General features: G+C 70.3%; 24 protein-coding genes. 13 read left to right on the top strand and 11 right to left on the bottom strand.

Annotated elements, in window-relative coordinates:
* Positions 1 to 4 precede the first annotated feature (4 nt).
* The gene (locus ASE44_RS17450) at positions 5 to 2,698 is read right to left on the bottom strand and encodes a glycoside hydrolase family 78 protein (protein ID WP_056782181.1); all 2,694 of its coding nucleotides are present in this window, start codon (positions 2,696 to 2,698) and stop codon (positions 5 to 7) included.
* Between the two features lie 249 nt (positions 2,699 to 2,947).
* Between ASE44_RS17450 and ASE44_RS17445 the strand changes: the two genes are divergently transcribed.
* From ASE44_RS17445 to ASE44_RS18735, 6 genes are all read left to right on the top strand, one after another.
* Positions 2,948 to 4,252 (top strand): Tm-1-like ATP-binding domain-containing protein, encoded by a 1,305-nt coding sequence (locus ASE44_RS17445; protein WP_056782179.1) that lies wholly within the window; start codon positions 2,948 to 2,950, stop codon positions 4,250 to 4,252.
* A gap of 2 nt (positions 4,253 to 4,254) precedes the next feature.
* Entirely contained in the window at positions 4,255 to 5,079 is an 825-nt protein-coding gene (locus ASE44_RS17440) for a phosphoenolpyruvate hydrolase family protein (RefSeq protein ID WP_056782178.1), read from the top strand.
* 47 nt (positions 5,080 to 5,126) lie between these two features.
* Entirely contained in the window at positions 5,127 to 5,585 is a 459-nt protein-coding gene (locus ASE44_RS17435; protein WP_056010801.1) for a cupin domain-containing protein, read from the top strand.
* Positions 5,585 to 5,980, top strand: a complete 396-nt coding sequence (locus ASE44_RS17430; protein WP_056782176.1) for an AraC family ligand binding domain-containing protein — start codon at positions 5,585 to 5,587, stop codon at positions 5,978 to 5,980. Before ASE44_RS17435 ends, ASE44_RS17430 begins: the two co-directional genes overlap by 1 nt.
* A gap of 10 nt (positions 5,981 to 5,990) precedes the next feature.
* Positions 5,991 to 6,854 carry an NAD(P)-dependent oxidoreductase gene (locus tag ASE44_RS17425; protein WP_056782175.1) on the top strand — a complete coding sequence of 288 codons (864 nt, stop codon included), beginning with the start codon at positions 5,991 to 5,993 and terminating at the stop codon, positions 6,852 to 6,854.
* 355 nt (positions 6,855 to 7,209) lie between these two features.
* A complete protein-coding gene (locus ASE44_RS18735; protein WP_056782173.1) occupies positions 7,210 to 7,560 on the top strand; it encodes a ribbon-helix-helix domain-containing protein in 351 nt (116 codons plus the stop codon).
* Positions 7,561 to 7,569: 9 nt separating this feature from the next.
* On the opposite strand, the gene ASE44_RS17415 is transcribed toward ASE44_RS18735, so the two are convergent.
* Positions 7,570 to 8,268 carry a YafY family protein gene (locus ASE44_RS17415; protein WP_056782172.1) on the bottom strand — a complete coding sequence of 233 codons (699 nt, stop codon included), beginning with the start codon at positions 8,266 to 8,268 and terminating at the stop codon, positions 7,570 to 7,572.
* 73 nt (positions 8,269 to 8,341) lie between these two features.
* Here ASE44_RS17415 and ASE44_RS17410 point away from each other — a divergent pair, with 73 nt between their 5' ends.
* Entirely contained in the window at positions 8,342 to 9,127 is a 786-nt protein-coding gene (locus tag ASE44_RS17410) for an alpha/beta fold hydrolase (RefSeq protein ID WP_056782170.1), read from the top strand.
* Here ASE44_RS17410 and ASE44_RS17405 read toward each other — a convergent pair.
* Positions 9,124 to 9,840, bottom strand: coding sequence for an NADPH-dependent F420 reductase (locus ASE44_RS17405; RefSeq protein WP_082456202.1), 717 nt, complete (start codon positions 9,838 to 9,840; stop codon positions 9,124 to 9,126). The genes ASE44_RS17410 and ASE44_RS17405 overlap by 4 nt on opposite strands.
* Before the next feature lie 136 nt (positions 9,841 to 9,976).
* On the opposite strand from ASE44_RS17405, the gene ASE44_RS17400 reads away from it, so the two are divergent.
* Both ASE44_RS17400 and ASE44_RS17395 read left to right on the top strand, forming a co-directional pair.
* Complete coding sequence (locus ASE44_RS17400; RefSeq protein WP_056010822.1) at positions 9,977 to 10,282, top strand: DUF3072 domain-containing protein; 306 nt, start codon at positions 9,977 to 9,979, stop codon at positions 10,280 to 10,282.
* Positions 10,283 to 10,296: 14 nt separating this feature from the next.
* Positions 10,297 to 11,553 carry an NAD(P)/FAD-dependent oxidoreductase gene (locus tag ASE44_RS17395; RefSeq protein WP_056782169.1) on the top strand — a complete coding sequence of 419 codons (1,257 nt, stop codon included), beginning with the start codon at positions 10,297 to 10,299 and terminating at the stop codon, positions 11,551 to 11,553.
* Here the strand turns inward: ASE44_RS17395 and ASE44_RS17390 are convergent.
* The 5 genes from ASE44_RS17390 to ASE44_RS17370 all read right to left on the bottom strand — a co-directional run bounded on the left by ASE44_RS17390 (position 11,531) and on the right by ASE44_RS17370 (position 19,058).
* A complete protein-coding gene (locus ASE44_RS17390; protein ID WP_235522686.1) occupies positions 11,531 to 14,599 on the bottom strand; it encodes a glycoside hydrolase family 2 TIM barrel-domain containing protein in 3,069 nt (1,022 codons plus the stop codon). The two genes, ASE44_RS17395 and ASE44_RS17390, sit on opposite strands and share 23 nt — an antisense overlap.
* A 145-nt stretch (positions 14,600 to 14,744) precedes the next feature.
* Positions 14,745 to 15,749 carry an aldo/keto reductase gene (locus tag ASE44_RS17385; RefSeq protein WP_082456214.1) on the bottom strand — a complete coding sequence of 335 codons (1,005 nt, stop codon included), beginning with the start codon at positions 15,747 to 15,749 and terminating at the stop codon, positions 14,745 to 14,747.
* 34 nt (positions 15,750 to 15,783) lie between these two features.
* Complete coding sequence (locus ASE44_RS17380) at positions 15,784 to 16,728, bottom strand: carbohydrate ABC transporter permease (RefSeq protein ID WP_235522685.1); 945 nt, start codon at positions 16,726 to 16,728, stop codon at positions 15,784 to 15,786.
* 4 nt (positions 16,729 to 16,732) lie between these two features.
* Positions 16,733 to 17,614, bottom strand: coding sequence for a carbohydrate ABC transporter permease (locus ASE44_RS17375; RefSeq protein ID WP_056010829.1), 882 nt, complete (start codon positions 17,612 to 17,614; stop codon positions 16,733 to 16,735).
* A 127-nt stretch (positions 17,615 to 17,741) separates the two neighbouring features.
* On the bottom strand, positions 17,742 to 19,058 hold the full coding sequence (locus ASE44_RS17370) for an ABC transporter substrate-binding protein (RefSeq protein WP_056782166.1): 1,317 nt from the start codon (positions 19,056 to 19,058) through the stop codon (positions 17,742 to 17,744).
* A 301-nt stretch (positions 19,059 to 19,359) separates the two neighbouring features.
* Between ASE44_RS17370 and ASE44_RS17365 the strand changes: the two genes are divergently transcribed.
* The 3 genes from ASE44_RS17365 (at position 19,360) to ASE44_RS17355 (ending at position 21,664) form a co-directional block, all read left to right on the top strand.
* Positions 19,360 to 20,109 carry an SDR family NAD(P)-dependent oxidoreductase gene (locus ASE44_RS17365; RefSeq protein WP_056782164.1) on the top strand — a complete coding sequence of 250 codons (750 nt, stop codon included), beginning with the start codon at positions 19,360 to 19,362 and terminating at the stop codon, positions 20,107 to 20,109.
* Positions 20,110 to 20,126: 17 nt separating this feature from the next.
* Positions 20,127 to 20,564: a carboxymuconolactone decarboxylase family protein gene (locus ASE44_RS17360; RefSeq protein ID WP_200921159.1), complete on the top strand. Its 438-nt coding sequence runs from the start codon at positions 20,127 to 20,129 to the stop codon at positions 20,562 to 20,564.
* A 77-nt stretch (positions 20,565 to 20,641) separates the two neighbouring features.
* A complete protein-coding gene (locus tag ASE44_RS17355) occupies positions 20,642 to 21,664 on the top strand; it encodes a LacI family DNA-binding transcriptional regulator (protein WP_056010838.1) in 1,023 nt (340 codons plus the stop codon).
* Between the two features lie 10 nt (positions 21,665 to 21,674).
* Here the strand turns inward: ASE44_RS17355 and ASE44_RS17350 are convergent, their stop codons facing one another.
* From ASE44_RS17350 to ASE44_RS17340, 3 genes are read right to left on the bottom strand one after another with little or no spacing between them, the layout of a single operon-like run.
* Positions 21,675 to 22,583, bottom strand: a complete 909-nt coding sequence (locus ASE44_RS17350; protein ID WP_235522684.1) for an SMP-30/gluconolactonase/LRE family protein — start codon at positions 22,581 to 22,583, stop codon at positions 21,675 to 21,677.
* A 29-nt stretch (positions 22,584 to 22,612) separates the two neighbouring features.
* Positions 22,613 to 23,044: a hypothetical protein gene (locus ASE44_RS17345; RefSeq protein WP_056782163.1), complete on the bottom strand. Its 432-nt coding sequence runs from the start codon at positions 23,042 to 23,044 to the stop codon at positions 22,613 to 22,615.
* Positions 23,045 to 23,096: 52 nt separating this feature from the next.
* Positions 23,097 to 23,540 (bottom strand): GNAT family N-acetyltransferase, encoded by a 444-nt coding sequence (locus ASE44_RS17340; protein WP_056782161.1) that lies wholly within the window; start codon positions 23,538 to 23,540, stop codon positions 23,097 to 23,099.
* A 155-nt stretch (positions 23,541 to 23,695) separates the two neighbouring features.
* Between ASE44_RS17340 and ASE44_RS17335 the strand changes: the two genes are divergently transcribed.
* Entirely contained in the window at positions 23,696 to 24,637 is a 942-nt protein-coding gene (locus ASE44_RS17335) for an aldo/keto reductase (protein ID WP_056010847.1), read from the top strand.
* The last annotated feature ends 139 nt before the right edge of the window (positions 24,638 to 24,776 follow it).

Raw genomic sequence — 24,776 nt, 5'->3', positions numbered from 1 at the left:
CTGGCTACAGCGTCGCGTGCACCGGTTCTATTCCGGTGAATGGATCTGTCGTGCCGGTGGTGGACGGCTGCGCATCGACCCCGACCGCGAAGCGATGCGTCCCGCTCGTCACCGACACCGGCTCAGCACCCGGGAGGTCGACGACCGCCGAGGTCCCCGTCGGAACCTCGACCTCGACCTGCAACGCGCCGTCGGCGATGGTCCAGGCGATCGACGCGCGCCCGTACGGCGTCAGGTGCACCGCCGAGGCGTGGGTGAGCCCGCCGCCGGGCCGCGGCTTGAACAGGATCGACCGGTACCCGGGCGCGGCCGGCGCGATGCCGGCGACGACCCGGTGCAGCCAGTCGGCGACCGCGCCCAGCGCGTAGTGGTTGAACGAGGTCATCTGCCCGGGATTCACGGTGCCGTCCGGCAGCATGCTGTCCCAGCGTTCCCAGATCGTCGTCGCCCCCTGCGCGACCGCGTACAGCCACGACGGGCACCCGTCCTCCAGGAGCAGGTCGTACGCGCGATCGAGGTGGCCCGACGACGTCAGCGCGTCGCTCACGATCGGGGTGCCGACGAAGCCCGTCGCGATCCGGTTGCCCGCGCCGGCGACGAGGGCGCTCAGCCGGTCGCCGGCGCGGTCGACCGCCTCCGCATCCGGCAGGAGCTCGAAGGCGATCGCGAGCGAGTACGCGGTCTGGGCGTCACTCGTCATGACCCCGTCCTCGCCGACGTACTCCGCCAGGAACGCGCGGCGGGTCGCCTCGGCGAGGTCGGCGTAGTGCTCCGCGTCGGCGGAGCGTCCGAGCACGGCGGCGGTCTTCGCGAGGTGCGCCGTCGACCAGGCCGAGTAGGCGGTGGCGACGAGGTACCGGTCGGTGAGCGACTCGGCGGGCCGGTCCGGCGGGGCGGCCGGATCGAGCCAGTCGCCCAGCTGGAAGCCCTCGTTCCACAGGTGGCCAGGGCCCGAGAGGCGGTGCACGAGGTCGACCCACCGCTTCGCACTGTCGTACTGGGCAGCGAGGACGCCGAGGTCGCCGAAGCGTTCGTAGAGCACCCAGGGCGTGAGGACCGCGACGTCGCCCCACACCGCGCCGGGCCGGTTCGGTGTCCACTGCCCGTCGTCGGGGATGAACGGCACGTACCAGGGCACGGTGCCGTCCTCGTGCTGCTCGACCGCGACGTCGCGCAGCCAGGAGCCGAGCATGCCCGACACGTCGTAGAGGAAGGAGGCGGTGCGCGCGAACACCTGGAGGTCGCCCGTCCACCCGACGCGTTCGTCGCGCTGCGGGCAATCGGTGGGGAGGTCGACGAAGTTGCCGCGCATGCTCCAGAGCACGTTCTCGTGGAGCCGGTTCACGCGCTCGTCGGAGCTCTCGAACCAGCCCGTGCGTTCGAGGTCCGAATGGTAGACGCGTGCGACGACGTCGCCGTTCGCGACGGCTGCGTCGAAGTCGCCCGGCCATCCGCTGATCTCCGCGTACCGGAACCCGTGGATCGTGAACCGGGGTTCCCACGTTTCGGCAGCTCCACCGTCCGGCGGGGTCGGTCGGCCGGCGAGCGTGTAGCTGTCGGTCGCCTTCGCCTCCCGCAGCGGACGGGTGTAGATCTCGCCTGCCTGCATGACCTCGGCCGTGCGGATCACGACCGTCTCGCCGGCCGTTCCCGAGAGTCGGATCCTGAGTCGACCGACGAGGTTCTGTCCGAGGTCGAGGATGCGTCTCCCGCTCGGGCTCGTGAGGACCGCGATGGGTGCGACCTCCTCGACGGCGCGAACCGGCGGACCCTCGGGGGCGACGAAGGTGGACGGGTCGCGGGTGCCGATGCGGACGCCCGTCCACGCGCTCGCGTCGAAGCCCGGCGACGACCATCCCGGCCGTTCCTCGCGGGCGTCGTAGTGTTCGCCGTCGTAGTTGCCCGAGCTGATGATGGGTCCGAGGGACGCGCGCCACCGCTCGTCGGTCGCGACCGTCTCGACACGGCCGTCGTGGTACCGCAGCTCCAGTTGCGCGATGAGCGACAGGTCCGAGCCGAACAGGTTGCGGAAGCCGCCGCGCCAGCCGAGGCGCCCCCGGTACCAACCGTCGCCCATCCACGAGCCGATCGCGTTGTCGCCGGGGTGGAGGAGCGCGGTGACATCGTGCGTCGCGGTGCGCAGTCGGCTGGCGTAACTCGTCCAACCCGGGGCGAGCGCCTCGTCGCCGACCCGACGGCCGTTGATCTCCGCCTCGTAGACACCGTGCGCCGTGACGTACAGGCGGGCGGATTCGAGGCCCGCACCGACGGTGAAGTCGCGCCGCAGCAGGGGCGGCCGGCGGGTGTCGCTGTCGGGATCCTCGTCCCAGTCCGCGGCGATGGGCTTCGCGACCCAGTCGTTCGGCGAGAGGAGACCGGCCTCGACCGTCGCCGCCGGTCCCCAGTCCGCCACCTCGTCGGTCTGGGTCTCAGCGCTCCCACCGCCCCACACCCGGACACGCACCGAGGCGACCTCGCGTGAGCGGAGCGGTTCACCCGGCCAGGCGACGAGGACCGATTCGCCGGTGGCGATGCGTCCGGTGGTCGTCACCCGATCGCTTCGCGTGATCTCGATCTCGGCGGCGCGCTGCTCCCAGCCGGCAGGGCCCAGGTTGGTCCAGCTGAGCCTGGGCTTCGCCACACCGATACCGCGGGCCTCGCGGAGATGCTCGAATCGGGGAGCGCTCGTGGTCACCATCGTGGCTGCTGGTCCTTTCGTCAGGCAGGGCGCGTCGCAGCTCGCGAGGCGATCAACTCTGACACGTTTCAAAAACCGATCGTACAACGGAGGCAAGCGCAAAAGCGAGCGGGTCGCGGTACTTCTTGACACGTTTCAAAACCTGGAGCAGGATGGAGGCGCTGGCAGGGTCGGAGCGGACCCGCCAGGTGGGACTGGCCCCGGAACGAGGCCGTCCCGCGCTCACGACGACGACGATGGAGAGCGACGATGACCACACCCGAGGCAGCCAGCGGAACCGAGACGGGCGGAACGGGACGACCGGCCGTCGCGCTCGTCGGCACCCTCGACACCAAGGGGGTCGAGTACGCGTGGATCGCCGAGCGGCTCGGGGAACTCGGTGCCGACGTCGTGGTCGTCGACGCCGGGACGCGCGAGCCCCACGGCTACCCGGCAGCCGTCGACTACCCGAACCGCGAGGTGGCGGCTGCGGGCGGGACGGATCTCGAGACCTTGCTCGCAGCAGAGGATCGCGGCGCGGCCGTGAGCACGATGGGCGAGGGTGCCGCGGCCGTGGTCGGTCGACTGCACGCCTCGGGGCGCATCGACGCCGTCCTCGCGCTCGGCGGGAGCGGTGGATCGGCGATCGCCGCCCGCGTCTTCCGTGATCTGCCGATCGGGACGCCGAAGCTTCTCGTCTCGACGATGGCGTCCGGCGACGTCTCCCCATACGTCGGAGCGAACGACGTGACACTCATGTACAGCGTGGTCGACATCGCCGGGATCAACCAGATCTCCCGCGCAGTCCTGGGCAATGCGGCCGCCGCCGTCGCCGGCATGGCTGCGGCCGCGAAGACTCGCGGTCTGGCCTCCTCCGCCGAGCGCACGGACCGGCCGCTCATCGGGGCGTCGATGTTCGGGGTGACGACCCCGGCGGTCGACGCGGCCCGCGAGCGTCTCGACGAGCTCGGCTACGAGGTGCTCGTCTTCCACGCCACCGGGTCGGGCGGGCAGGCGCTCGAGTCGCTCGCCCGCAGCGGGATGCTCGCGGGGGTGCTCGACCTCACGACCACCGAGCTCGCCGACGATCTCGTCGGCGGCGTCCTGACCGCCGGTCCTGACCGCCTCACCGCGGCCGGCGCGGCGGGCGTGCCACAGCTCGTCAGTCTCGGTGCACTCGACATGGTCAACTTCGGGCCGCGCGCCACCGTCCCGGAACGCTTCGCCGATCGCGACTTCTTCGTCCACAACGCGACCGTCACCCTCATGCGCACCACGGTCGACGAGAACCGGGAGCTGGGTGCCCGCATCGGCCGGAAACTCGCCGCGGCGACGGCCCCGACGGTGCTGCTGATCCCGCGCGGTGGCGTCTCGGCCCTCGACGCCGACGGCCTGCCCTTCCACGACCCGGAGGCGGACGCCGCGCTCGTAGAAGCGGTGCTCACCGGCCTGGACGGCAGTGCGGTCACCGTCGTCGACCGCCCGGAGCACCTCAACGACCCGGCGTTCGCGAGACTCGCCGCCGACACCCTGCACGCGCTCATCGAGGACAGCAGCACCACGGAGGAGGACTGACCATGGACAGGACCATCGCACTCGAACGGCTCCGCGCCACCGTCGCGCGAGGGCAGGCCGTCATCGGTGCCGGAGCGGGCACCGGCATCTCGGCGAAGTCCGCGGAGGCCGGCGGCGTCGACCTCATCATCATCTACAACTCGGGACGGTACCGGATGGCCGGTCGAGGCTCGCTCTCGGGGCTGCTCGCCTACGGGGACGCCAACCAGGTCGTCGTCGAGATGAGTCGCGAGGTGCTGCCGATCGTGCGAGACACCCCCGTACTCGCGGGCGTGAACGGCACCGACCCGTTCCGCATCATGGAACGCTTCCTCGACGAGCTCAAGACCATGGGGTTCACGGGCGTCCAGAACTTCCCGACCGTCGGCCTGTTCGACGGCGTGTTCCGCCAGAACCTCGAGGAGACGGGCATGGGCTACGACCTCGAGGTCGACATGATCCGACTCGCGGCCGAACGCGACCTCCTCACCGCGCCCTACGTCTTCGACGTCGAGTCGACGGTCGCGATGACCGAGGCGGGTGCCGACGTCCTCGTCCCGCACATGGGCCTGACGACCGCCGGCACGATCGGTGCGACCACGGCGCTCTCCCTCGAGGAGTCCGCGCACCGGGTGCAGGAGATGCGGGATGCCGCCGTCGCGATCAACCCGGACGTCATCGTGCTCTGCCACGGCGGCCCGATCGCGGAACCCGAGGACGCGGCCTTCATCCTCGCCAACACGACGGGCGTCGCCGGCTTCTTCGGTGCGTCCTCGGCGGAGCGGCTGCCGACCGAGCGCGCGATCAAGCGCCAGATCGAGGACTTCAAAGCCATCCCGACCCGCTGACCGACCCGCGGCGCCAGCCGCACCACCCACTCGACGAGGAGCACGCCATGACCGACACCCCGAACACCGCTGCACGACCCATCACCCCGGCCACCGCCGGTCGCCGACCGGACGAGGTCCCCACGCGGGTCTTCGACTGGGGCACCATCAAGTGGCTCGTCACCCCGCACCTCGACGAGGGTGCCGGCCTCACGGTCGGCGAGGTCATCGTCTACCCCGGGCAGGGGCACGCACCGCACCAGCACCCGGGCGAGGAGGAGGTCATCACGGTCATCTCCGGCGAGGGGGTGCAGACGGTCGGAGACGGCCCGGCGTTCCCGATCCGCGAGGGCGACGCCGTCTACATCCCGAAGGACACGGTGCACTCCACCTACAACACGACCTGGCGTCCGCTGCGGCTGTCGGTCGTGTACACGCCTGGTGGCGCCGAGACGGGTCTCGACGGGCTGCCCGACGCGCGCATCCTCGACGCCGGCGAGGCTCCGAGCTGGAAGCAGGACCGCTGATGCCGGTGATCGAACCGGGTTCCTGGGTGCATCCCGGCTCGAAGCCGGACTGGAGCGAGATCGGCACGATCGGTCGCTTCGCGGTGTCGGTCGACGGCGGCCGGTTCGACCGGCACCACCACGACGACCACGAGATCTGGTTCATCGCCGAGGGCAAGGGCAAGGTGTTCGTCGACGGCGCGGAACGCTATGTGCAGTCGGGCGACATCGTGCTGACGCAGGCGGGCGACACCCATGACATCGTCGAGGTGTACGAGACGATCCGCGGGTTCTTCACCGAGACGGGACTGCCGACGGGTGGTCGTGTCGGTCATCTGCACGCGGACGAGTCGGACGCCGCCGGGCACGTGGTGACCGCGCTCCCGCTGCCGGCCGACTTCCCGGCCCGAGCCTAGGATCGTCGGTATGCGCATCGCCGTCACCGGGAGTTCGGGCAAGCTCGGGTCCGCCACCGTCGAACGCCTGCGCCGGGACGGCCACACGGTGCACGGGCTCGACCTCGCCGGTGCTGCCGGGCCCGGGTTCACCCGCGTGGACCTGACCGACTACGGGCAGACGATCGACAGCCTGCTCGGCGTGACGGCCCGGTTCTCCGGCCTCGACGCGGTGGTGCACCTGGCGGCCATCCCGGTGAACGGGCTCGTGCCGGACGCGGCGACGTTCCACAACAACCTGACGGTGTCGTTCAACGTGCTGCATGGGGCGTTGCGCGCGGGGATCCGGACGATCGTGACCGCGTCGAGCATCACGGCCATGGGCTTCCCGTTCGAGGAGGCGCCGGAGTTCCTGCCGATCGACGAGACCGTCAGTCGCGCCAACAACACCTATGCGCTGGGGAAGGTCGCCGAGGAGGCGATGGCGGCGCAGCTCGTGCGGTGGGCCGAGGGCACGTCGATCACGGCGCTGCGGTTCACGAACGTGGTCGCGCCGGGGGAGTACGGGACGTTCGCCCGCGCGTCGGAGCCCGGGTATCGGCGCGATCTCCTGTTCAGTTACGTCGACGCGCGTGACGGTGCGCAGGCGGTCGCGCTCGCGCTGGCCCGCGCGGAGCCCGGTTTCGAGGTGTACGACGTGTGCGCCTCCGACACCGGGACGACGGTTCCGTCGGCGGAGCTCGCGGCGACGCACTTCCCCGGCGTGCCGCTGCGCGAGGGGCTCGGCGAGTTCGAGACGCTCATGTCCATCGACAAGGCCCGCGCGCGCCTCGGCTACGAGCCCGAGCATCTCTGGCGGGACGAGTTCGAGCGCGAGGAGGCGGCGCGGGGCTGATCGGTCAGTGCGGTGTGAATGTCCACACGTGATGGATTACGTGTCCTACAATAGGGTCACACAATCATCTACGATAGTTCGGTGGCACCACGATGGGAACGATCAAGCGAGAAGCACGGTGTTCCTCGGGGAGACCAGATCCACGCCATCTTGCACGCGACCTTCACGCAAATCTTGGACGAACCCGCTGGTGGCCGAGCAGGGACCATTCGACTCTTCATCGGACCCGCGCACGCGCAGACGTCACGAGAGCTGGAGATCCTGGTGCGGGAGTACGAGGATGGCCGGGAGGCCGAGGTCTTCCATGCGATGGACCTCGGCCCGAAGTATCGCCGATACCGAGCGGAGCGAGAGCATGACTGAGACCGATGCGAACGAGGCGCTCGTCGAACGCCTGACGGATGAGCACACCCCGGTGCGGGCGACCGCGGCTCCCTTGACGGGCGCGGCCGCCGCCGAGGCGGGTCGAGCATTCCTCCTCAACCAGTACGGGAGCGATGACGCCATCGAGGAGGCGATCCGCGTCGGCAGGCCGAAAGTCGGCGCCGTTCCCGGAAGTGGTGAATCTCCGCTCGTGAAAGGTCGGATCCCGGAATCGGACTACCGAGCCCTCCAGGTGCTCAAGGAGCGCACCGGGAAGAACCAGAGTGCGCTGGTGCGTGAGGCTGTGCACCTCCTACTCGAACGTCATCAACTCGCAAGCTGACCGCGCGAGTCAGTTCCTCCGGTCGTGGACCGGGTTCGCGTGCGCCGGTGGTTCGCCGACCTCTGCGACGGTGTGGCCGCTGCAGCTCGCCGAGGTCGCGCTGGCCCGCTCGACCCGCGACACGGTGAACCATCGCATCGCGTCGCGCATCCGGCACCACCCCACGAGGTACCACTGCCCGTTCGTCGAGGCGAACAGCACGGGCTCGACGTCGCGGGTGGTCGTGATCCCCGTTCCCGAGGTGTACCGGATGCGCACGACCCGCTGGTCCGCCATCGCCTCCTCGAGAGCCGACCGGACGGCGCGCGAGGCGGTCGGCGGGGCGTCGACCCAGATGCGGTCGGCCAGGGCGTCGGCTCGGGCGCGGGTCCTGGGGTCGAGGACGTCGAGGATCTTCGCGACACCGGCTGACGCCAGATCGGCGTAGGGGGCGTCGGGTGCGGCCGCTGCGGCCGCCATGAGCGCCACCGCCTGCACCGGGGAGAGACTGACCGGCGGGAGCGTGGTGCCGACGGCCATCCCGTACCCGCCGCCGGGACCTGGGCGGGACCAGATGGGCGCGCCGCTCCGCTCGAGCGCCTGGAGGTCCCGCTTGACGGTGCGCACGGAGACCTCGAAGTCGCGTGCGAGCCGCTCGGCGGAACATCCGCGGGATCCACTCCGACGCAGGGCCTCCGTCAGCGCGTGCAATCGCTCCGCCCGTTTCATCGGTCGACGAGATTCGTATTCATGTCAGAAATCGTGACACACTGCTGCGCAGGTCGGGATCGAGAGTGGAGACATGACCACACCGAACACCACCCCCGCCATCATCCTCATCGCCGGCCACTGGCTGGGCGCCTGGGCCTGGGACGAGGTCGTCGAGCAGCTCGACCTCGACCACTCGCGGGTCTTCGCGATCACCCTGCCCGGCCTCGACGACGCCGATCCCGACCGCGCGACGAGGACCCTCGACGACCAGGCCACCGCCATCCTGGACGCCCTCGACCGGCCCGACGTGTCCGCGGACCGTCCGGCGGTCGTCGTCGCGCACAGTGGAGCGAACGGACCCGTCAGCCTCGTCCTCGACCGGCGCCCCGATCTCGTCGCGCGGGTGGTGTGGGTCGACTCCGGGCCGATGGCCTCCGGAACGGCCTTCGCCCCGGACCTTCCGCCGGAGGTGACGGAGCTCCCGCTGCCCGCCTTCGACGTCCTCTCGCAGCAGGCGAGCCTCGACGGCTTGAGCACCGAGGTCCTCGACCGGTTCCGGGCCAGGGCGGTCCCTGAGCCTGGGCCCGTCCTGCGTCAGCGCATCGAACTGACGAACCCAGCCCGGAACGCCGTACCGACCACCCTGGTGTGCTGTTCGATCTCCAGCGCTCAGGTGCTGGACATGGCCAGAGGCGGGCACCCGATGTTCGCAGCGGTGGCCGAGCTCGAGTCCGTGGACGTCGTCGACCTCCCCACGGGGCACTGGCCGATGTGGAGCCGTGCCGGCGAGCTCGCGGAGGTGATCCGGTCGGCAGTGCTCAGCCCGCGTCCGGCTCGTCCTGGGTCGTCGGCGACCGCGTCGGACGGGACCGCCTAGCCGACGCCCTGGCCGGCCGTCGCGAGCGCCCGCACCTCGGCGACCTCGCGGATCTCGTCGGCACCGATGTTCGCGCCGAAGAGTTCGTGTCCGGGCTCGAGGACGACGCCCGCGTGGAGCGGCCCGATCTCGACCGGGTCGAAGCCGAGTGCGTCCACGACCGCGGCGACGGCCACCCGGTCCTCCGGAGCGTCGCCGGCGATCGCGATGCCCTTGCGTCCCGGAATGCCGGCCGGACGCGGCTCGCCGTCGAGGTCGTGGTAGCCCATGTGGTTGAACGCCTTCACGACGCGCGACTCCGGCAGGAACTCGGCGATCAGTTCGCTCGTGGAGGTCGCCGGTGCACTCAGGTCGGTCCGGTGCCCGTCGACCTCCCACCAGTAGTTCATGGCGTCGAGCACGAGCTTGCCGCGCAGCTCCTCGACCGGCAGCGTCCGGTACTTGCCGAGTGGGAGGGCGAGGATCACGAGGTCGGCCTGTGCAGCGGCGTCCGCCGAGGTCGTGGCGACGGCACCGGGAGCGAGCACGTCGATCGTGAGGGCGATCCGGGCCGCCTCGCGCGATCCACTGATGAGCACGCGGTATCCGGCGGCGACCGCGAGGCGTGCCAGGACCGTGCCGACCTTGCCGGCGCCGAGGATGCCGATGGTCGGTGCCTCGGGCGAGGTCCGCTCGTCGGTGGTCCGGTCGGGCCCGGAAGTGGTGTCGGACATGAGGCTCCTTCATGAACGGTGCGACTGCACGCGGTCGCCTGGGTCAACCGGGGGTCGTCCGTCGCTATTCCGACACCGCTCGGGCGGGACGCGCAACCCCTCCTGCCTGAGCCGTCCGGCGACGTACCGTTGCCGCATGACTGACGCAGAATCCACCGACCAGGCGACCCCCGACACCACTGGCACCGGCGCCCCCGAGACGATCGGCGCGACCGAGGACACCCTCGGAGCCCGCGGCGACGACAGCTCCACCAGCGCGAGCAAGGACCCCGAGGACTGGGTCACCGGCGACGAGCCGATGACCGGACCGCAGCGCAGCTACCTCGACACGCTCGCCCGCGAGGCCGGCGAGGAGCTCCCCGCCGACCTCACGAAGGCGCAGGCCTCCGAGCACATCGACCGGCTCCAGAACGCGACCGGCCGCGGCCAGTCCGCATCCTGAGCGCCGCCGCCGCCATGACCGACCACAGCACGGCACCGCTCCATCATGAGGTGGTCGTCATCGGCGGCGGCAACGCCGGTCTCTCCGTCGCGGGCAGGCTCCGCCGCTACGGCGTGGACGACGTCGCGGTCATCGAACCGCGCGAGCACCACCTGTACCAGCCGATGTTCTCGCACGTCGCGGGCGGGACGGCGGCCGCATCGGTCGCCACGCGCCCGCAGGCGTCCGTCACGCCCAAGGGCGTGACCTGGATCCAGGACCGGGTGCAGACGATCGACCCCGTCGCGAAGACGGTCCTGCTCGAATCCGGCACCCGGGTCGAGTACGACCAGCTCGTCGTCGCCCCCGGCATCCAGAAGGACTGGGACGCCGTGCCCGGCCTCAGCGAGGCGATGGCATCGCCCGTGGGGATCTCCAACTACGAGTTCGAGTACGCGCAGAAGGCCTCGCGCGTGCTCCGCGAGGTCCGCTCCGGCACCGTCGTCTTCACGCAGCCGGCCGGCCCGGCGACGTGCTCCGGCGCTGCCCAGAAGCCGATGTACCTCGCGTGCGACTACTGGCGCCAGACGGGCGTCCTCGACGACATCCGGGTGATCCTCGTCGTCCCCACGCCCACCATGTTCGGGATGCCGATGATCGACGCCGAACTCGACCGCAAGGTCGCCGAGTACGGCATCGAGGTGCGGTTCTCGCGCGAGCTCGTCGCCGTGGACCCGGAGCGACGCGTCGTGACCATCGCGGAGACCGCCCCGCAGGACGGCCCCGACCGCGGTCAGGACGGTTCGACGGGTGGACGGCACGAGGAGATCGCCTACGACGTCCTCCACGCCGTGCCGCCGCAGTCCGCACCCGACTGGTTGGCCGACACGGCGCTCGCCGACCCCGGCAACCCGGGCGGGTTCGTCGAGGTCGACTCCCTCACCCTGCGGCACCCTCGGTTCCCCGAGGTGTGGACCCTCGGCGACGCCGCCGCGGTCATGAGCTCCAAGTCCGGCGGTGCGCTCCGTCAACAGGCGTTCACCCTGGTGAAGAACCTGACCGCCGTCCGTGCGGGGAAGTCGCCGAGCCACGTCTACAACGGGTACTCGGTGTGTCCGTTCACGGTGTCGCGCGGGACGGTCGTGTTCGCCGAGTTCGACGACCGCTACCGGCCGATGCCGACCATCCCGTTCTGGAAGGGGCTCGCGAAGGAACGACGCTTCACGTTCCTCGCCGACCGCTACCTGCTGCCGTGGGTGTACTGGAACCTCATCCTGCAGGGTCGGGCGTGACGGTCCGCAGGCGCACGCCGAACGTCGTCTCGGTGACCGGGACGCGATAGCGCTCGGGGAGGGCCGGACCGCAGGAGGAGCTGCCGAGCCCCTGCTGCGCGTGGTCGAGGTTGAGCCAGACGCGGCCGGAGTCGCGGAGGTCCTGCGGGTGGCGGGCCTCCTCGAGCGCTTCGCTCGTCCAGCGTCGCGCGGTGAAGTCGAAGCCGGCGTCCTGCAGGCGCTCGGCGCGCAGGGTCGGCAGCTCGTCGCCTGCCAGCTCCAGCCAGCTCGTGCCGACGTGGTTGCCGTTCTCCTCGGGCACCGGGTAGTCGGTCTGCAGCGCGTCGATCGTGCTGGAGAACCGTCCGATGCGCGCCGCGGCGAGGCTGTCGACGTACGACTCGCCCGGCCCACGGCCGAACCACGTCGCTCGGCGGTAGGCGGACGGGAGGCCAAGTCGGAGGCCCAGCCGCGGGAGGGTCAGCAGGTGGTCGCCGATCGGCGTGTGCTCCCAGACGCCCTCCGGCACGACGGTGACCGACAGCTCCAGGGCGTCGCCGAGCGTGGTCCAGTCGAAGATCCAGCGCAGGCCGAGGCCGTGCGCGGCGGGGGCGCTCCTGCCCCGCACGCGGAGTCCGATGCCGCCCAGCCCGTCCTCGACGCGTTCGACCGCGTCGGTCCGGTGCAGGAAGCGGTCGAGTCCCGTGAGCTTCCAGCTCGCCGCCGCCGTGTTCCGTGGTCCCTGCCCGCGGTCGTTCTCGGTGGGTGCCCGCATGATGTCGAGGACCGGCCCGTCGAGGTCGAGCGCGCCCAGGGAGCGCAGCCGACCCGTGCGCGCGTCGAAGGACGCCGGCCCGAGTGTGATGCGGGAGCCGGGGGTGCGTTCGACGGATGCGGTCACCCGGGCGGCCGGCGCCGAGCGGTCGGTGGGCGCTGTCCTGGCGGGCGTCACCGCGGCGTCGGCGGACGGGATCAGCACCTGCCCGAACGCGACCTCGTGCCCTGCGGCCGCCCACGGCTCGTCGGCGGTGAGGACCGCCCGCACGGTGAGCCAACGTTCGACCGGCGCACCGGAGACCGGATCGATGCCTGTGGTGGGCACGAGCGCGTCCGTCGGAAGTGCGACGGTCGCCTCGCTCCGGGCACCGACGGCCGGTGTCGGGAGTTCGCCTGACGCGACCGCGACACCGTCGTCCTCCACGAGCCAGCGCAGGGCCAGGTGGTCGAGCGAACGCATGTCGTGCTTGTTCCGTACCCGGACTGTCCCAGCGGCCGCGTCCGGGAGCAGCTCGACCGGGCTGATCGCGGCGTGGAGCTCGGCGAGTCCGGGCGACGGGGTGCGGTCGGCGAACACGAGCCCGTCGAGGCAGTAGCGCCCGCCGTTCGGACGGAACGCCACGTCGCCGCCGTGCATCACGAACTCGCGGCCGGCGGCGTCGGTGCTGCGGAAACCGTGGTCCATCCACTCCCACACGAAGCCGCCGCAGAACCGGTCGGACGACTCGAGGATGCGCTGGTAGTCGACGAGCGACCCGGGTCCGTTGCCCATCGCGTGGGCGTACTCGCAGAGGAGGAACGGGAGGCGGCGTCGGCGCACGTCGTCCGGTGACCCGGGGACGACGCCGGCGGGGGTCGGCTCCTCGCGCCGACCGATGGCCTCCAGCAGCTCCTGGTCCGGGTACATGAGGCTGGAGAAATCGGAGTTCCGGTACGACGGGTCGCGCTCGTACATGATGGGGCGGGACGGGTCGCGCTCGCGGATCCACTGCTCCAGGACGTCGAAGTTCTCGCCGACCCAGCTCTCGTTCGCCATCGACCACACGACGATCGACGGGTGGTTCTTGTCGCGCTCGACCATCCGCTGGACGCGGTCGAGCATCGCGTCGCGCCAGACCGGCTCGGTCGGCGGGTTGCCTGCCCAATCGGTGTAGATGAAGCCGTGGGTCTCGAGGTCGCACTCCTCGACCACCCACAGCCCCAACTCGTCGCAGAGACGCAGGAAGTCGGGGTGCGGCGGGTAGTGGCTGGTGCGCACGGCGTTGAGGTTGTGCTGCTTCATGAGGAGGATGTCCTGCCGCATCGTCTCCGTGTCGAGCGAGCGACCGCGGTCCTGGTCGTGCTCGTGGCGGTTCACCCCGCGGAACAGGATCGGCACGCCGTTCACGAGCAGCCGGCCGTCCTCGATGGCGACCGTACGGAAGCCGATCCGCAGCTCGATGGTCTCGGGGACCTCGGGCGCGGCGTCGGTCGGCCGCGGTCGGAGGAGGGCCGTGTAGAGGCGCGGTTCCTCGGCGCTCCACGGTTCGACAGGCAGGGCGGTCGCCGTGCCGGTCGGGAGGTCGCGGATGCCCAACTCGGGGACGTCGACGAGGCCGGGGACGTCGGTGTCGACGCGGAGCACGCCGACGCCGTCCCGGTGGTCGTATCGCGCTGTGACCTTGACGTCGTCGATCGACCCCGGCGGGCGTGCGAGGAGGTCGACGTCACGGAAGATCCCGGGCAGCCACCACATGTCCTGGTCTTCGAGGTAGGTGCCGCTCGACCACCGGTGCACCCGGACGGCGAGGACGTTGTCGCCGGCCACGAGGTGCTCGCCGACCTCGTACTCGACGGGGAGCCGACTGCCCTTGCTGTGCCCGAGGAGCACGCCGTTCAGCCAGACCGTGCCGCAGGAGTCGACGCCCTGGAAGCGGAGGACCGTGTCGGCGTGACGCCAACCCTCCGGCAGGGTGAAGTGGCGCCGGTAGTCGCCCGTCGGGTTCTCCTCCGGGACCCGGGGCGGATCGATCGGGATCGGGAACGCCGTGTTCGTGTACAGCGGCTGCCCGTGGCCCTCGAGGACCCAGTGGGCCGGGACGCGGATCCGGTCCCACCCGGAGTCGTCGAGGTGTGGATCGCCGAACGTGTCGCCCGTGCCGTCCGCCGTCGGTGCGAGCGTGAACGCCCACTCGCCGTTGAGCGACAGTCGGCGCGCGTCGCTCCGTTCGTCGGCTCTGGGGCGTCGCCGACCGGTGCCGGGCATCGGATCCTCGACCCACGACGCCGCGAGTCGTGCTGAGTCGTTCATCGTCATGCAACCTTCGAGATCGGGTGGTGGGTCGGTCATCCGGTTCGCAATTCAGGAGCCTCGGGGCGTGTCGCGTGCGACGAGCCGCGCGCGGAGGACGACTCACCGGGGTGCTCCTGAATTGCGAACGGGGTGGAGGGTGACCTCAGTCGGTGAGGGTGCTCGGCGGGGTGCCGAGGGCGTCGAGGTCCGACCAGAAGTCGTCGGGGATGGTCGTCGTCCTCAGGGCCTCGACCTGCTCGAGGCGCTCGAGCCGGTTCATCCCGACGACGGTCGAGTCGACGAGTTCCGAGCGCGTCGAGAACGCGAGCGCCGCCGCGGCGAGCGGGATCCCATGCCGTGCGGCCACCTCGTCCGCGCGCGCCACCCAGGCCAGCAGCTCCGGCGACCCCGCCTGGTACGCGTACGTCGACGGCTTGCCGTCCGTACCGCGGCGCCCGGCGAGTAGTCCGCCACCGAACGGAGCCGCGTTGAAGACGCCCATCCCGCGGGACCGCGCCTCTTCCAGCAACGCCGTCGCCGAACGATCGACGAGGGTGAAGCGGTTGTGCGTCAGCACCACGTCGAACGCCCCGCTCAGCACATACGGCAGCATGACGCTCAGCGGACCGGCCGCGATGCCGATCGCGTCGACCACACCCTGCTCCTTGAGCGCCAGCATGCCCTCGATCGCCCCGCCGGGTGCCGACGCCTCCGCGAACGACACCGAGTACGGGTCGTGCAGGTGGAGGATCGGGATGCGGTCCACCCCGAGACGCTCGAGGCTCTCCTCGAAGGAACGGAGCACCCGGTCGCGGTCGAACACCGCCGTCGACGGATCCTGATCCACCTTCGTCACGACGCCGCGCCCCGCAGGGAGGCCGCTTGCACGGATGGCGTCGCCCAGGGCGGTCTCGCTGCGTCCGTCCGAGTAGTTGTTCGAGGTGTCGACCAGCAGGTTCGGTCCGCGGAGCGCCGCGGTGGCGAACGCCGTCGACCCGGGCCCGGGCGATCCGTCGGCGCTCGCCGGGGTGCCGAGCCCCGAGGTGCCGACCGTGACCGGGCTCGCGAGCAGGCCGGTCGAGCCGAGGGGGCGGAGGTCGGCCGGTGCCGGAGCGCCGGAGGTCGTGGTGTCGGTGTGGTCCGAGTGGGTCGTGTCGTCGTTGATCATGTCGTCCATCCTGCGCCCGCCGTGTCGTCCGGCGTCACCCCTTGAGTGCACCGGACGCCAGCCCCTTCATGATCCGTTGGTTGAGGAAGACGAACACCACGAGCAGCGAGAACACGTTGATGCAGATTCCCGCGAAGAGCGGCCCGTAGTCCACCTGGCCGAACTCGCCACTGAAGTTCAACAGGCCCGCCTGGATGGTGCGGAGGTCCGCGTTCGTCGTGAAGGTCAGGGAGATGAGCAGGTCGTTCCAGATCGACAGGAACTGCACGAGGCCGATCGTGAAGAGCGCGTTCCGCACCATCGGCAGCCCGATCGACCAGAAGGACCGGATGATGCCGGCGCCGTCGATCGTCGACGCCTCGAACACCTCGCGCGGCACGGCACGGAAGTAGGCGGTCATCATGAACACCGTCAGCGGCATGCCGAGCGCCGTGTACGTGATGATCATCGGCCAGTAGGTGTTCGTCAGGCCGAGGTTGAAGTAGGCGACGAAGAGCGGCACGAGGATCATCTGGCCGGGGATCATGATGCCCGAGATGAACAGCAGCAGGGTCAGGTTCCGGCGCTTCCACACCATCACCTCGAGGGCGAACGCCGCGGCGACGCCGAAGATGAGGATGAAGACGAGCGACGGCAGGGTCACGATGACGCTGTTGAGCAGGTTCTGCGAGATGTTGCCGGTCGTCCAGGCGGTGACGTAGTTGTCGAAGCTCCACGACTCCGGGAGGGAGAAGGTGGACTCCTGCAGGAACTCGCGCTGGTTCTTGAACGAGGACAGGAACAGCCACACGATCGGGTAGATCTCGATGACGAGCAGGAGCCCGATGAGGATGACCGAGGGCAGCTTGCGCAGGTAGTAGGCGCGCGAGCGTGGAGCGCGACGCATCCTCGGCCGGCGGACGGCGGTGCCGGATCCGTCGCCGCTGCCGCTCGAGGCCGGGGTGGTGGCGCCGGGCGCCGGGGTGATGGCGGTCGTCATGGCGTCAGTCCTTCGTCAGGTCTCTGCGGGAGGTCTTGAAGATCAGGAGCGTCACGAGGAAGCACATGATCGTGAGCACGAACGCGAGTGTCGAGCCGTAGCCGTAGTTCTGGTACGTGAACGTCGTGTTGTACATGTACAGCGTCAGTGGGGTCGTGGCCGTCCCCGGCCCGCCGCCCGTCAGGGCGAGCACCGAGTCGAACACTTTGAGCGTCGCGTTGAAGCTGAAGATCACCGCCGACAGCAGGACGGGGAGCGACAGCGGCACGATGATGTAGCGGACGAGCTTCAGGCCGCGGGCGCCGTCGATGCGGGCCGACTCGATCACCTCCTCGGGGATGTCGAGGAGCCCGGCGTAGAGCAGGACGGCGTAGAAGCCCATGGACCGCCAGAGGTCCATGATGATGATCACGACGAAGGCGCTGTCCGGCGAGCTGAACCAGTCGACCGAGTCGATGCCGAAGCCGTTCAGGATCGCGTTCACGGGCCCGGTCTGCGGGGCCACCTCGAACAGCCGCTTGAACAGCAGCCCGACGGCGACGGTCGGCAGCACGACGGGGAAGAACACGAGCGTGCGGACGAGCGTCGACGCCTTCTTGAGGACGAAGACGTAGAAGAGGGAGAGCCCGTAGCCGAGGGCGATCTGCGCGACCGTCGCGATGAGCGAGTACTTGATGCTGAAGAAGATCGCCTCGGGGGCGGTCGGGTCGGCGAACAGCTGGGCGAAGTTGTCGAGGCCGACGAACTCGAAGCCGCGCAGGTCGCCCTGGAAGAAGGTGAGGCCGAACGACCACATCACCGGGACGAGCTTCACCAGGGTGAAGATGAGCAGGGCCGGGCCCAGCAGGATGGCGATGGCCTTCCTGTCGCCGAGGACGTCTTTCATGCTGTGCTCCTGAGTCGGTCGGGGGACCGTGAGGCTGGGCGGCGGGGCGCGTGACCCGCTGCAGGGTGGGTGTCCGCGGACGGACGGATCCGGTCGCCTGGCGGGTGCCGGGCGACCGGATCGCCGGTTACTTCTTGAGGCCCGCGTCCACGCCGGCCTGGACGAGCGCCGCGAAGTCCTCGGGGGAGATGCCGCCGGTGAGCAGCGGGGCGGCGTTCGTCTGCGCGTCGACGCCGGCCTTCTCGGGGAGGAAGGTCTCGAACCAGGTGACCGTCTCGTCGGTGTCGGCCATGATGCCCTGCACCTCGGCGGTGAGCGCCGGGACGTCCGTGACCTCTTCATTGAGCTTGAAGCCGGAGATGACGCCCTGGTTCTTCAGCACGCTGGAGCCGTAGTTCTCGGCGATGCAGCTGAGCCAGCCGCCGACCTTCTCCTCGTCGTACCCCTTGGTGGAGAACGAGGTCGCCGCACCGGTGTTGGCCGGATACTGGTCGATCGAGCCCTTGCCGCCCTCGACGGTCGGGAACGGCATGAAGCCGACGGCGTCCTCGCCGATCTGGTTGAGCTCGGTGTTGTAGACGTCGGCGAGCATCCAGGTGCCGTTGTACATCATGGCCGCGTTGCCGGTGAAGAACTCGCTCGTGGCGGTCTGCATGTCCATCGTCGTGATGCCTGCGCCGAAGTACTTGCCGAGGTTCGCGACGGCGGTGATCGCCTCGACGTACTCGGGGTCGGTGAGCTTGGCGTCTCCGGAGGCGATGTCGTTCATCGCCTCGGTGCCGAGCGACCGGAAGAGGTAGGTGCTGATGTAGCGCGTGATCGTCCAGCCCTGGGCGCCGGAGACGGTGAAGGCCGACTTGCCGGACGCCTGCACGGTGTCCGCCGCGTCGAGGAGCTCGTCCCAGGTCTGCGGGATCTCGATGCCGAGGTCGGTGAACATCGTCTTGTTGTAGAAGAAGCCCTCGACGTTGTACTGGTAGGGCATCGAGACGAAGCGGTCGCCGTAGATGTTCTTCACGGTGGCGACGGCCGAGGGGAGGATGTCGTCCATGACGCCCAGCTCGGTGAGGGTGTCCTCGAGGTCGAGCACGGTGTCGTCGTCGCCGAGGGTGCCGCCTGGCCGCAGCGGTGCGGTGGGGGCGGTGAAGGTGGTGGGCAGGGCGTTCTGGCTGGCCAGCAGGGTGACGCGCTGGAGCACGTCGGCCTGGGGCAGGGTCTCGACCTTGAGCGGGAGTGCTTTCTCGTTCGCGGAGCAGGCGCCCTCGCCGAGGGCGGTGAGTTCGTCGCGGACGATCGAGTTCTCGACGGCCGCGAGGTAGTCGAACGAGGTGGCGCTCGTCGCGCCTCCGTTCCCTGCGCAGGCGGTCAGGGCGAGAGCGGTGACGCCGAGAGCGCCGATGGCGGTGGCCGACCGACGTTTCGGGGCCCGGTGCGCTGTGGACACATTTCCTCCTTGAAGATGTGGCAGTGATGGTGAGACGCGAGCGGTGACCGTCGCGAGCAAAGTTGAAGCGTTTCAATGGCCGAGGCTAACCGCGCTCGGCTCGCATGTCAAGCATCGGATCGGTCCCAATCACGGCGGCGGTTCCGGGTCGGCGAGTCGGCGTGGGAATGCACATTGACACGTTTCAAGTCTGGGGCGACAATGGGGGCGGTCGCCTCGTGGTCTCGATGCCGCGCAGACGGTCCAGTCAACGACGATGCACGGCGTCTGAACGCGCCGGACGAACGGAACGGAACCGCACATGAGGTTGCAGGGCAAGCGAGCGATCATCACCGGAGCAGCAGGAGCGCTCGGCCGGGTGATCGCCCAGAAGCTCGCCGCCGAGGGCGCCGACGTCGCCGGCCTCGACCTCAACGCCGCCGGCCTCGAGGAGACCGCGGAACTCGTCCGGGCGCACGGGGTGCGCGCCGCCTCGGCCACCGCCGACCTGACCGACTTCGACGCCGTGCAAGCCGCCGTCGGGGGCATCGTCGCCGAGTGGGGTGGCGTCGACATCCTCCTGAACGGTGCCGGCGGCGGTGCCGTCAGCTTCTTCCACGAGATGACCTCCGAGACCTGGACGACGCAGATCGACCGCAACCTCAACTCGGTCTTCAACGTGACGCGTGCCGTCCTGCCCTCCATGCTCGAGCAGCGCTCCGGTCGCATCATCAGCATCGCGTCGATCGCCGCCGTCAGCGGTGGCCGCCTCGTGCGAGGAGCGACCGCCTACGCCGCGGCCAAGGCCGGTGTCGTCGGGCTCACGAAGGCCCTCGCGATCGAGGTCGCCGAGCAGGGCGTCACCGTGAACGCCCTCGCGCCCGGCGCGCAGGCCACGCCCGGCCGCTACAATGACACCCCGGAACGCCGCGAGGCCCTGCTCGCCCAGATCCCGACGCGGTTGCTCGGCGAGCCGGAGCACCTCGCGGAGACCGTCGTCTTCCTCGCCTCACCCGCCGCCGTGAACATCACCGGCCTCATCCTGCCGCTCGACGGCGGACACTCGATCTAGGCGACGGGGCGACGACGATGACGACGGGAGACGACATGACGCGGCTCGAGCGCGGCAAGGCCAAGTTCGACGAGGTGTACGGCGAGGGGAAGTCGGAGGGGCTCGTCGCGATGCAGACGGGTCTCGCGCAGGACCTCGCCCGCTTCGGGATCGAGTTCAACTTCGGGGACATCTACTCGCGCCCCGGCCTCACGCTGGCGCAGCGGGAGCTCATCACCCTGGCGGCGCTCGTCGCCCTCGGCGGCCTGGAACCGCAGCTCCGCGGGCACACGCGAGGTGCGATCAACGTGGGGTGCTCGGCCACGGAGATCCTCGAGACGGTCATCCACACCGTGCAGTACGCGGGGTTCCCGCGTGCGCTCAACGCCATCCGGGTCGTCACCGACGCCCTCATCGAGGTCGGCGTGGAGATCCCCGAACCCCTCGGGCCGGAGCCGCACCGCGATCAGGACTGACCGAGACGGGGCGATCTAGACTGAGCCGGGCCGCGGGAACGCTCCCGGGGCACGCAGCACGAGGGCAGGGGTGAAGCATGGGACGAGTCGGCATCCGCGAGGTCGCGACGCTCGCCGACGTCTCCATGGGCACGGTCTCCCACTACATCAACCACCCCGACCGCGTCTCGCCCGAGAAGCAGGAGCGCATCCAGCGTGCCATCGACCAGCTCGGGTTCGTCCGCAACAACGCCGCCTGGCAGCTGCGCCTCGGCCGCAGCGGCACCATCGCCTACATCGCGCCCGACGTCAGCAACCCGTTCTTCGCGACGATAGCCGAGGGCGTCGAACAGCGCGCCGCCGAGGACGGTCTCTCCGTCTTCATCGCCAACTCCAACCGCAGTCGTGAGCGCGAGGACGCCTACCTCGGCATGTTCGAGGCGCAGCGGGTCCAGGGCATGCTCGTCGCCTCGCACGAGTCGGTGGAGGAGCGGCTGACGAGCATCCGGCAGCGGGGGATCCCCTCGGTCCTCGTCGGGCAGTTGGCCTCCTCGCCCGATCAGCCCTCGGTGTCCGTCGACGACGTGCGCGGTGGGTTCCTCGCGGCCGAGCACCTGCTGGCGACCGGCCGTCGGCGACTCGCCTTCGTCGGTGGTCCACTCGGCATCCGTCAGGTCGCCGACCGGTTCGAGGGGGCGAGCGCCGCCGTGGCCGCCGTGCCCGGGGCGACCCTCGAGGTGATCGCGGGCACGGAGCGGACGATCGCCGAGGGCCGCGAGCTCGGCCGGGCCATCGCCGCCCGGCCGCCCGAAGCGCGACCCGACGCCGTGTTCGCGGTGAACGACCTGCTCGCCCTCGGCATCATGCAGACGCTCGTCGTCGAGCACGGGCTCCGCGTCCCGGACGACCTCGCGATCGTCGGCTACGACGACATCGAGTTCGCCGAGTCGTCGATCATCCCGCTCACCTCCGTGCGCGCACCGCACGAGGGGTTCGGTGTCGCCGCGGTGGAGCTGCTCCTCGGCGAGTTCGCCGTCGCGGAGGGTGCACCGACCCCACCGCCGTCCTCGCGCCACCTCGTCTTCCAGCCCGAGCTCGTCGTCCGGGCCTCCTCCGTCTGAGCGGCGCGCGTCAGGGCCGCGGCGCCTGCCGGGTGGCCGTGCGGATGCGGTAGAGAGAGCTCGACGCGGTGATGTAGAGCGTCGAGCCGTCCTCGCCGCCGAAACAGACGTTGGCCGTGCGCTCCGGGACCGCGATGCGCAGGATCGTCGCGCCGGTGGGGTCGAAGACCTCGACGCCGTCGCCGGCCGACGACCAGACGTTGCCGTCGACGTCGATGCGGAAGCCGTCGGAGGCCGGGACGGCGGTCGCGGCGAAGGTGCGGCCGGGGGTGTCTCCGTGCTCGACCGAGATCCCGTCGGCGGCGACGTCGTACGCGGCGATGCGCTGCGCCCCATTGCCGGTGTCGGAGACGTAGAGGACGGATTCGTCGGGGGAGAACGCGAGCCCGTTCGGGTGCACGAGCGCGGTGATCACGGGTTCGACCGCGCCGGTCGACGGGTCGAGGCGGAAGACGAAGCAGCCGTCGTACTCCTGCTCACCGGGGTGACCCTCCCGGCCGCTCGCGTCGATCCCGTAGGGCGGGTCGGTGAACCAGATCGACCCGTCGGAGTGCACCACGACGTCGTTGGGGGAGTTGAAGCGCACGCCCGCCCACCGGTTGACGAGCGTGACCGGGCCGTCGGGGCCCTCGATCTCGACCGCGCGCCGCCCGTGGCTGCACTGCACGACGCGACCCTCGCGGTCGATCGTGCGTCCGTTCGTGTACTCGGCGCCGTCCCGGAACACGGCCGTCTCGCCGCTCGCCGCGTCGAACTCGAGGATGCGGTCGTTCGGGATGTCGCTCCATCGGAGGCGTCCGGTTTCGGCGATCCACGCCGGTCCCTCGCTCCAGATCGCGCCCGTGTAGAGGTGTTCGAGCTCGGCGCCCTCCGCGAGCAGCGGCGAAGGATCGGTCATCGTGACATCGTCGTCGGTCATGACATCCAGCCTATTCGGCAGGTGCCGGTTTACGCCGGATCGATGGGGGAGGAGCCGAGGTTGCGGGCGGTCGGGCGCGTGACGGGCGGTTCGACGATCGACTCGAGGAACGCCCACGCGTCCATGCGCCAGCGGTCGCCGGCGACGTCGATCGCCTCGATCCGGAACGGCGGGGTGAGGATCGCGTCCCAGTCGATGGAGTCGAGCACACGCCGCGGGATCATCTCGTCCACGTAGGGGGCCTCGCGCTCCGGATCCGGAGCCACCTCGGGAGCGTCGCCGTCGACCAGGCCCTCGAGCCGGTCGATCATCGCGTCGTCGAACGCCTGCATGCGGGTGACGAGGGTGTGGAGCTCCTCGGCTTCGAGCCCGGCGACGAGTTCGAGGAGGTACGCGCGCCCCGGATAGGCGTCCGCCGGCACATCGACGATGTTGTACCGGCCGTCATCGGAGATCCACATGCGTCAACGGTAGCCCGTCATCGCTGGGGGCCGGGCGAGAGTGCGCCGTCGCTCAGGATTCCGGCGGCCGCTGCGTCGGGTGCACCGGGAGCTCGGCGGCCGGACGGACGAGTGCGGTCCGGCCGGGTTCCGCGAAGCCGAACTGCTCGTAGAGCCCGTGCGCGTCGCTCGTGAACAGCGTCCACCGGAAGTGCGCGCCGGGCCCGTCGTCGATCATCGCCTGCACGATGCGCTTGCCGAGACCGCGACCCCGGTGCGCCTCGAGCACGACGACGTCCGCGAGGTAGGCGAAGCCGAGCCCGTCGGAGACCGCACGGGCGAAGCCGACCTGCGCGCCGGTCTCCTCCTCGTACACGCCGATGACCCGCCAGGCGTCGTCGATCTGCGCCTCGACCTCGGTCCGGCTGCGCCACTTGGCCCAGTAGACCTCGCGGAGTGCGCCCCACACGGCGTCGCGGTCGATGCGGTCCTTCGAGTCGTCGACGAGGTAGCCCATCGCTCCACTGTATGGCGGCCGGAAGCGGGGTTCCGAGTGCCGATCCAGGGTCGGTGGACCGATCGTCATCCGGCGACACGTGGAATAGCCGCGCGGCCCTCCGCCTTACCGTGAGAGAGGCACACGCCTGAACCGAAGCTCTGGAGGATCATCAGATGACTCACGCCCGCACCACCCTCGGAACGTCCGACCTGTCCGTCTTCCCGCTGAACCTCGGCGGCAACGTGTTCGGCTGGACCGCCGACCGGCAGACCTCGTTCGACATCCTCGACGCCTTCGTCGCGGGCGGCGGCAACTTCATCGACACCGCCGACGGCTACTCCGCGTGGGTCCCGGGCAACACCGGCGGCGACTCCGAGCGCCTCATCGGTGAGTGGCAGGAGCTGCGCGGCAACCGCGACGAGCTCGTCATCGCGACGAAGGTCAGCCAGCACCCCGACTTCCAGGGACTCGCCGCCGACAACATCCTGAAGGCCGCCGACGCGTCGCTCGAGCGCCTCCGCACCGACCACATCGACCTCTACTACGCGCACTTCGACGACGAGTCCGTCCCGCTGGAGGAGACGGTGACCGCGCTGTCGTCGCTCGTCGACGCGGGCAAGGTCCGTTACCTCGGTATCTCCAACTACTCCGCCGCCCGCATCGCCGAGTGGTTCGAGATCGTCGAGGCCAAGGGGCTGCACCGCCCGATCGCCCTCCAGCCGCACTACAACCTCGTCGAGCGTGAGTTCGAGGGGGAGCTGCGCACCATCGCCGAGCGCGAGCAGCTCGCCGTGCTGCCCTACTTCTCGCTCGCGAAGGGCTTCCTCACCGGGAAGTACCGCGAGGGTGCGAGCGTCGACAGCGTCCGCGCGGAGGGTGCCCAGGCGTACCTCGCCGACCACGCCGCGCTCCTGCCCGTGCTCGACGAAGTGGCATCCGCCCACGGTGTCTCGGTCGCGACGGTCTCGCTCGCGTGGCTCCGTTCGCAGCCGACCGTCGCCGCGCCGATCGCGAGCGCCCGCACCGTCGAGCAGCTGCCCGACCTCCTCGCCTCCGCGACCCTCGAGCTCTCCGCCGACGAGCTCGCGGCGCTCACCGCCGCCTCGGTCGCCTAGCGCGCTCCGTCGGTCCCCGGTCCGTGTGTCTCCACCGGTCCCTGAGCCTGTCGAAGGGCGCACCTCGACAGGCTCGGTGACCGGTGGGTTCGGCGACCGGCGGCAGGTGACCGAACCCCGCCAGGCTCGTCGGAGCTGC

Origin of the sequence: Plantibacter sp. Leaf1 (assembly GCF_001421315.1) — a bacterium.
Taxonomy (GTDB): Bacteria; Actinomycetota; Actinomycetes; order Actinomycetales; family Microbacteriaceae; genus Plantibacter.
The sequence above is the reverse complement of the archived record's forward strand: the minus strand, read 5'-3'. Positions and strand labels throughout refer to the sequence as shown.

What these genes read in the sequence shown, in the direction of transcription:
- ASE44_RS17385 (WP_082456214.1), bottom strand. Translation starts at nt 15,749, where the DNA reads ATGATCAACGACGACACGACCCACTCGGACCACACCGACACCACGACC.
- ASE44_RS17375 (WP_056010829.1), bottom strand. Translation starts at nt 17,614, where the DNA reads ATGAAAGACGTCCTCGGCGACAGGAAGGCCATCGCCATCCTGCTGGGC.
- ASE44_RS17395 (WP_056782169.1), top strand. Translation starts at nt 10,297, where the DNA reads ATGACCGACCACAGCACGGCACCGCTCCATCATGAGGTGGTCGTCATC.
- ASE44_RS17360 (WP_200921159.1), top strand. Translation starts at nt 20,127, where the DNA reads ATGACGACGGGAGACGACATGACGCGGCTCGAGCGCGGCAAGGCCAAG.
- ASE44_RS17340 (WP_056782161.1), bottom strand. Translation starts at nt 23,540, where the DNA reads ATGGGCTACCTCGTCGACGACTCGAAGGACCGCATCGACCGCGACGCC.
- ASE44_RS17365 (WP_056782164.1), top strand. Translation starts at nt 19,360, where the DNA reads ATGAGGTTGCAGGGCAAGCGAGCGATCATCACCGGAGCAGCAGGAGCG.
- ASE44_RS18735 (WP_056782173.1), top strand. Translation starts at nt 7,210, where the DNA reads ATGACTGAGACCGATGCGAACGAGGCGCTCGTCGAACGCCTGACGGAT.
- ASE44_RS17335 (WP_056010847.1), top strand. Translation starts at nt 23,696, where the DNA reads ATGACTCACGCCCGCACCACCCTCGGAACGTCCGACCTGTCCGTCTTC.
- ASE44_RS17450 (WP_056782181.1), bottom strand. Translation starts at nt 2,698, where the DNA reads ATGGTGACCACGAGCGCTCCCCGATTCGAGCATCTCCGCGAGGCCCGC.
- ASE44_RS17425 (WP_056782175.1), top strand. Translation starts at nt 5,991, where the DNA reads ATGCGCATCGCCGTCACCGGGAGTTCGGGCAAGCTCGGGTCCGCCACC.
- ASE44_RS17435 (WP_056010801.1), top strand. Translation starts at nt 5,127, where the DNA reads ATGACCGACACCCCGAACACCGCTGCACGACCCATCACCCCGGCCACC.
- ASE44_RS17440 (WP_056782178.1), top strand. Translation starts at nt 4,255, where the DNA reads ATGGACAGGACCATCGCACTCGAACGGCTCCGCGCCACCGTCGCGCGA.
- ASE44_RS17355 (WP_056010838.1), top strand. Translation starts at nt 20,642, where the DNA reads ATGGGACGAGTCGGCATCCGCGAGGTCGCGACGCTCGCCGACGTCTCC.
- ASE44_RS17350 (WP_235522684.1), bottom strand. Translation starts at nt 22,583, where the DNA reads ATGACCGACGACGATGTCACGATGACCGATCCTTCGCCGCTGCTCGCG.
- ASE44_RS17415 (WP_056782172.1), bottom strand. Translation starts at nt 8,268, where the DNA reads ATGAAACGGGCGGAGCGATTGCACGCGCTGACGGAGGCCCTGCGTCGG.
- ASE44_RS17405 (WP_082456202.1), bottom strand. Translation starts at nt 9,840, where the DNA reads ATGTCCGACACCACTTCCGGGCCCGACCGGACCACCGACGAGCGGACC.
- ASE44_RS17400 (WP_056010822.1), top strand. Translation starts at nt 9,977, where the DNA reads ATGACTGACGCAGAATCCACCGACCAGGCGACCCCCGACACCACTGGC.
- ASE44_RS17410 (WP_056782170.1), top strand. Translation starts at nt 8,342, where the DNA reads ATGACCACACCGAACACCACCCCCGCCATCATCCTCATCGCCGGCCAC.
- ASE44_RS17430 (WP_056782176.1), top strand. Translation starts at nt 5,585, where the DNA reads ATGCCGGTGATCGAACCGGGTTCCTGGGTGCATCCCGGCTCGAAGCCG.
- ASE44_RS17390 (WP_235522686.1), bottom strand. Translation starts at nt 14,599, where the DNA reads ATGAACGACTCAGCACGACTCGCGGCGTCGTGGGTCGAGGATCCGATG.
- ASE44_RS17380 (WP_235522685.1), bottom strand. Translation starts at nt 16,728, where the DNA reads ATGACGACCGCCATCACCCCGGCGCCCGGCGCCACCACCCCGGCCTCG.
- ASE44_RS17445 (WP_056782179.1), top strand. Translation starts at nt 2,948, where the DNA reads ATGACCACACCCGAGGCAGCCAGCGGAACCGAGACGGGCGGAACGGGA.
- ASE44_RS17345 (WP_056782163.1), bottom strand. Translation starts at nt 23,044, where the DNA reads ATGTGGATCTCCGATGACGGCCGGTACAACATCGTCGATGTGCCGGCG.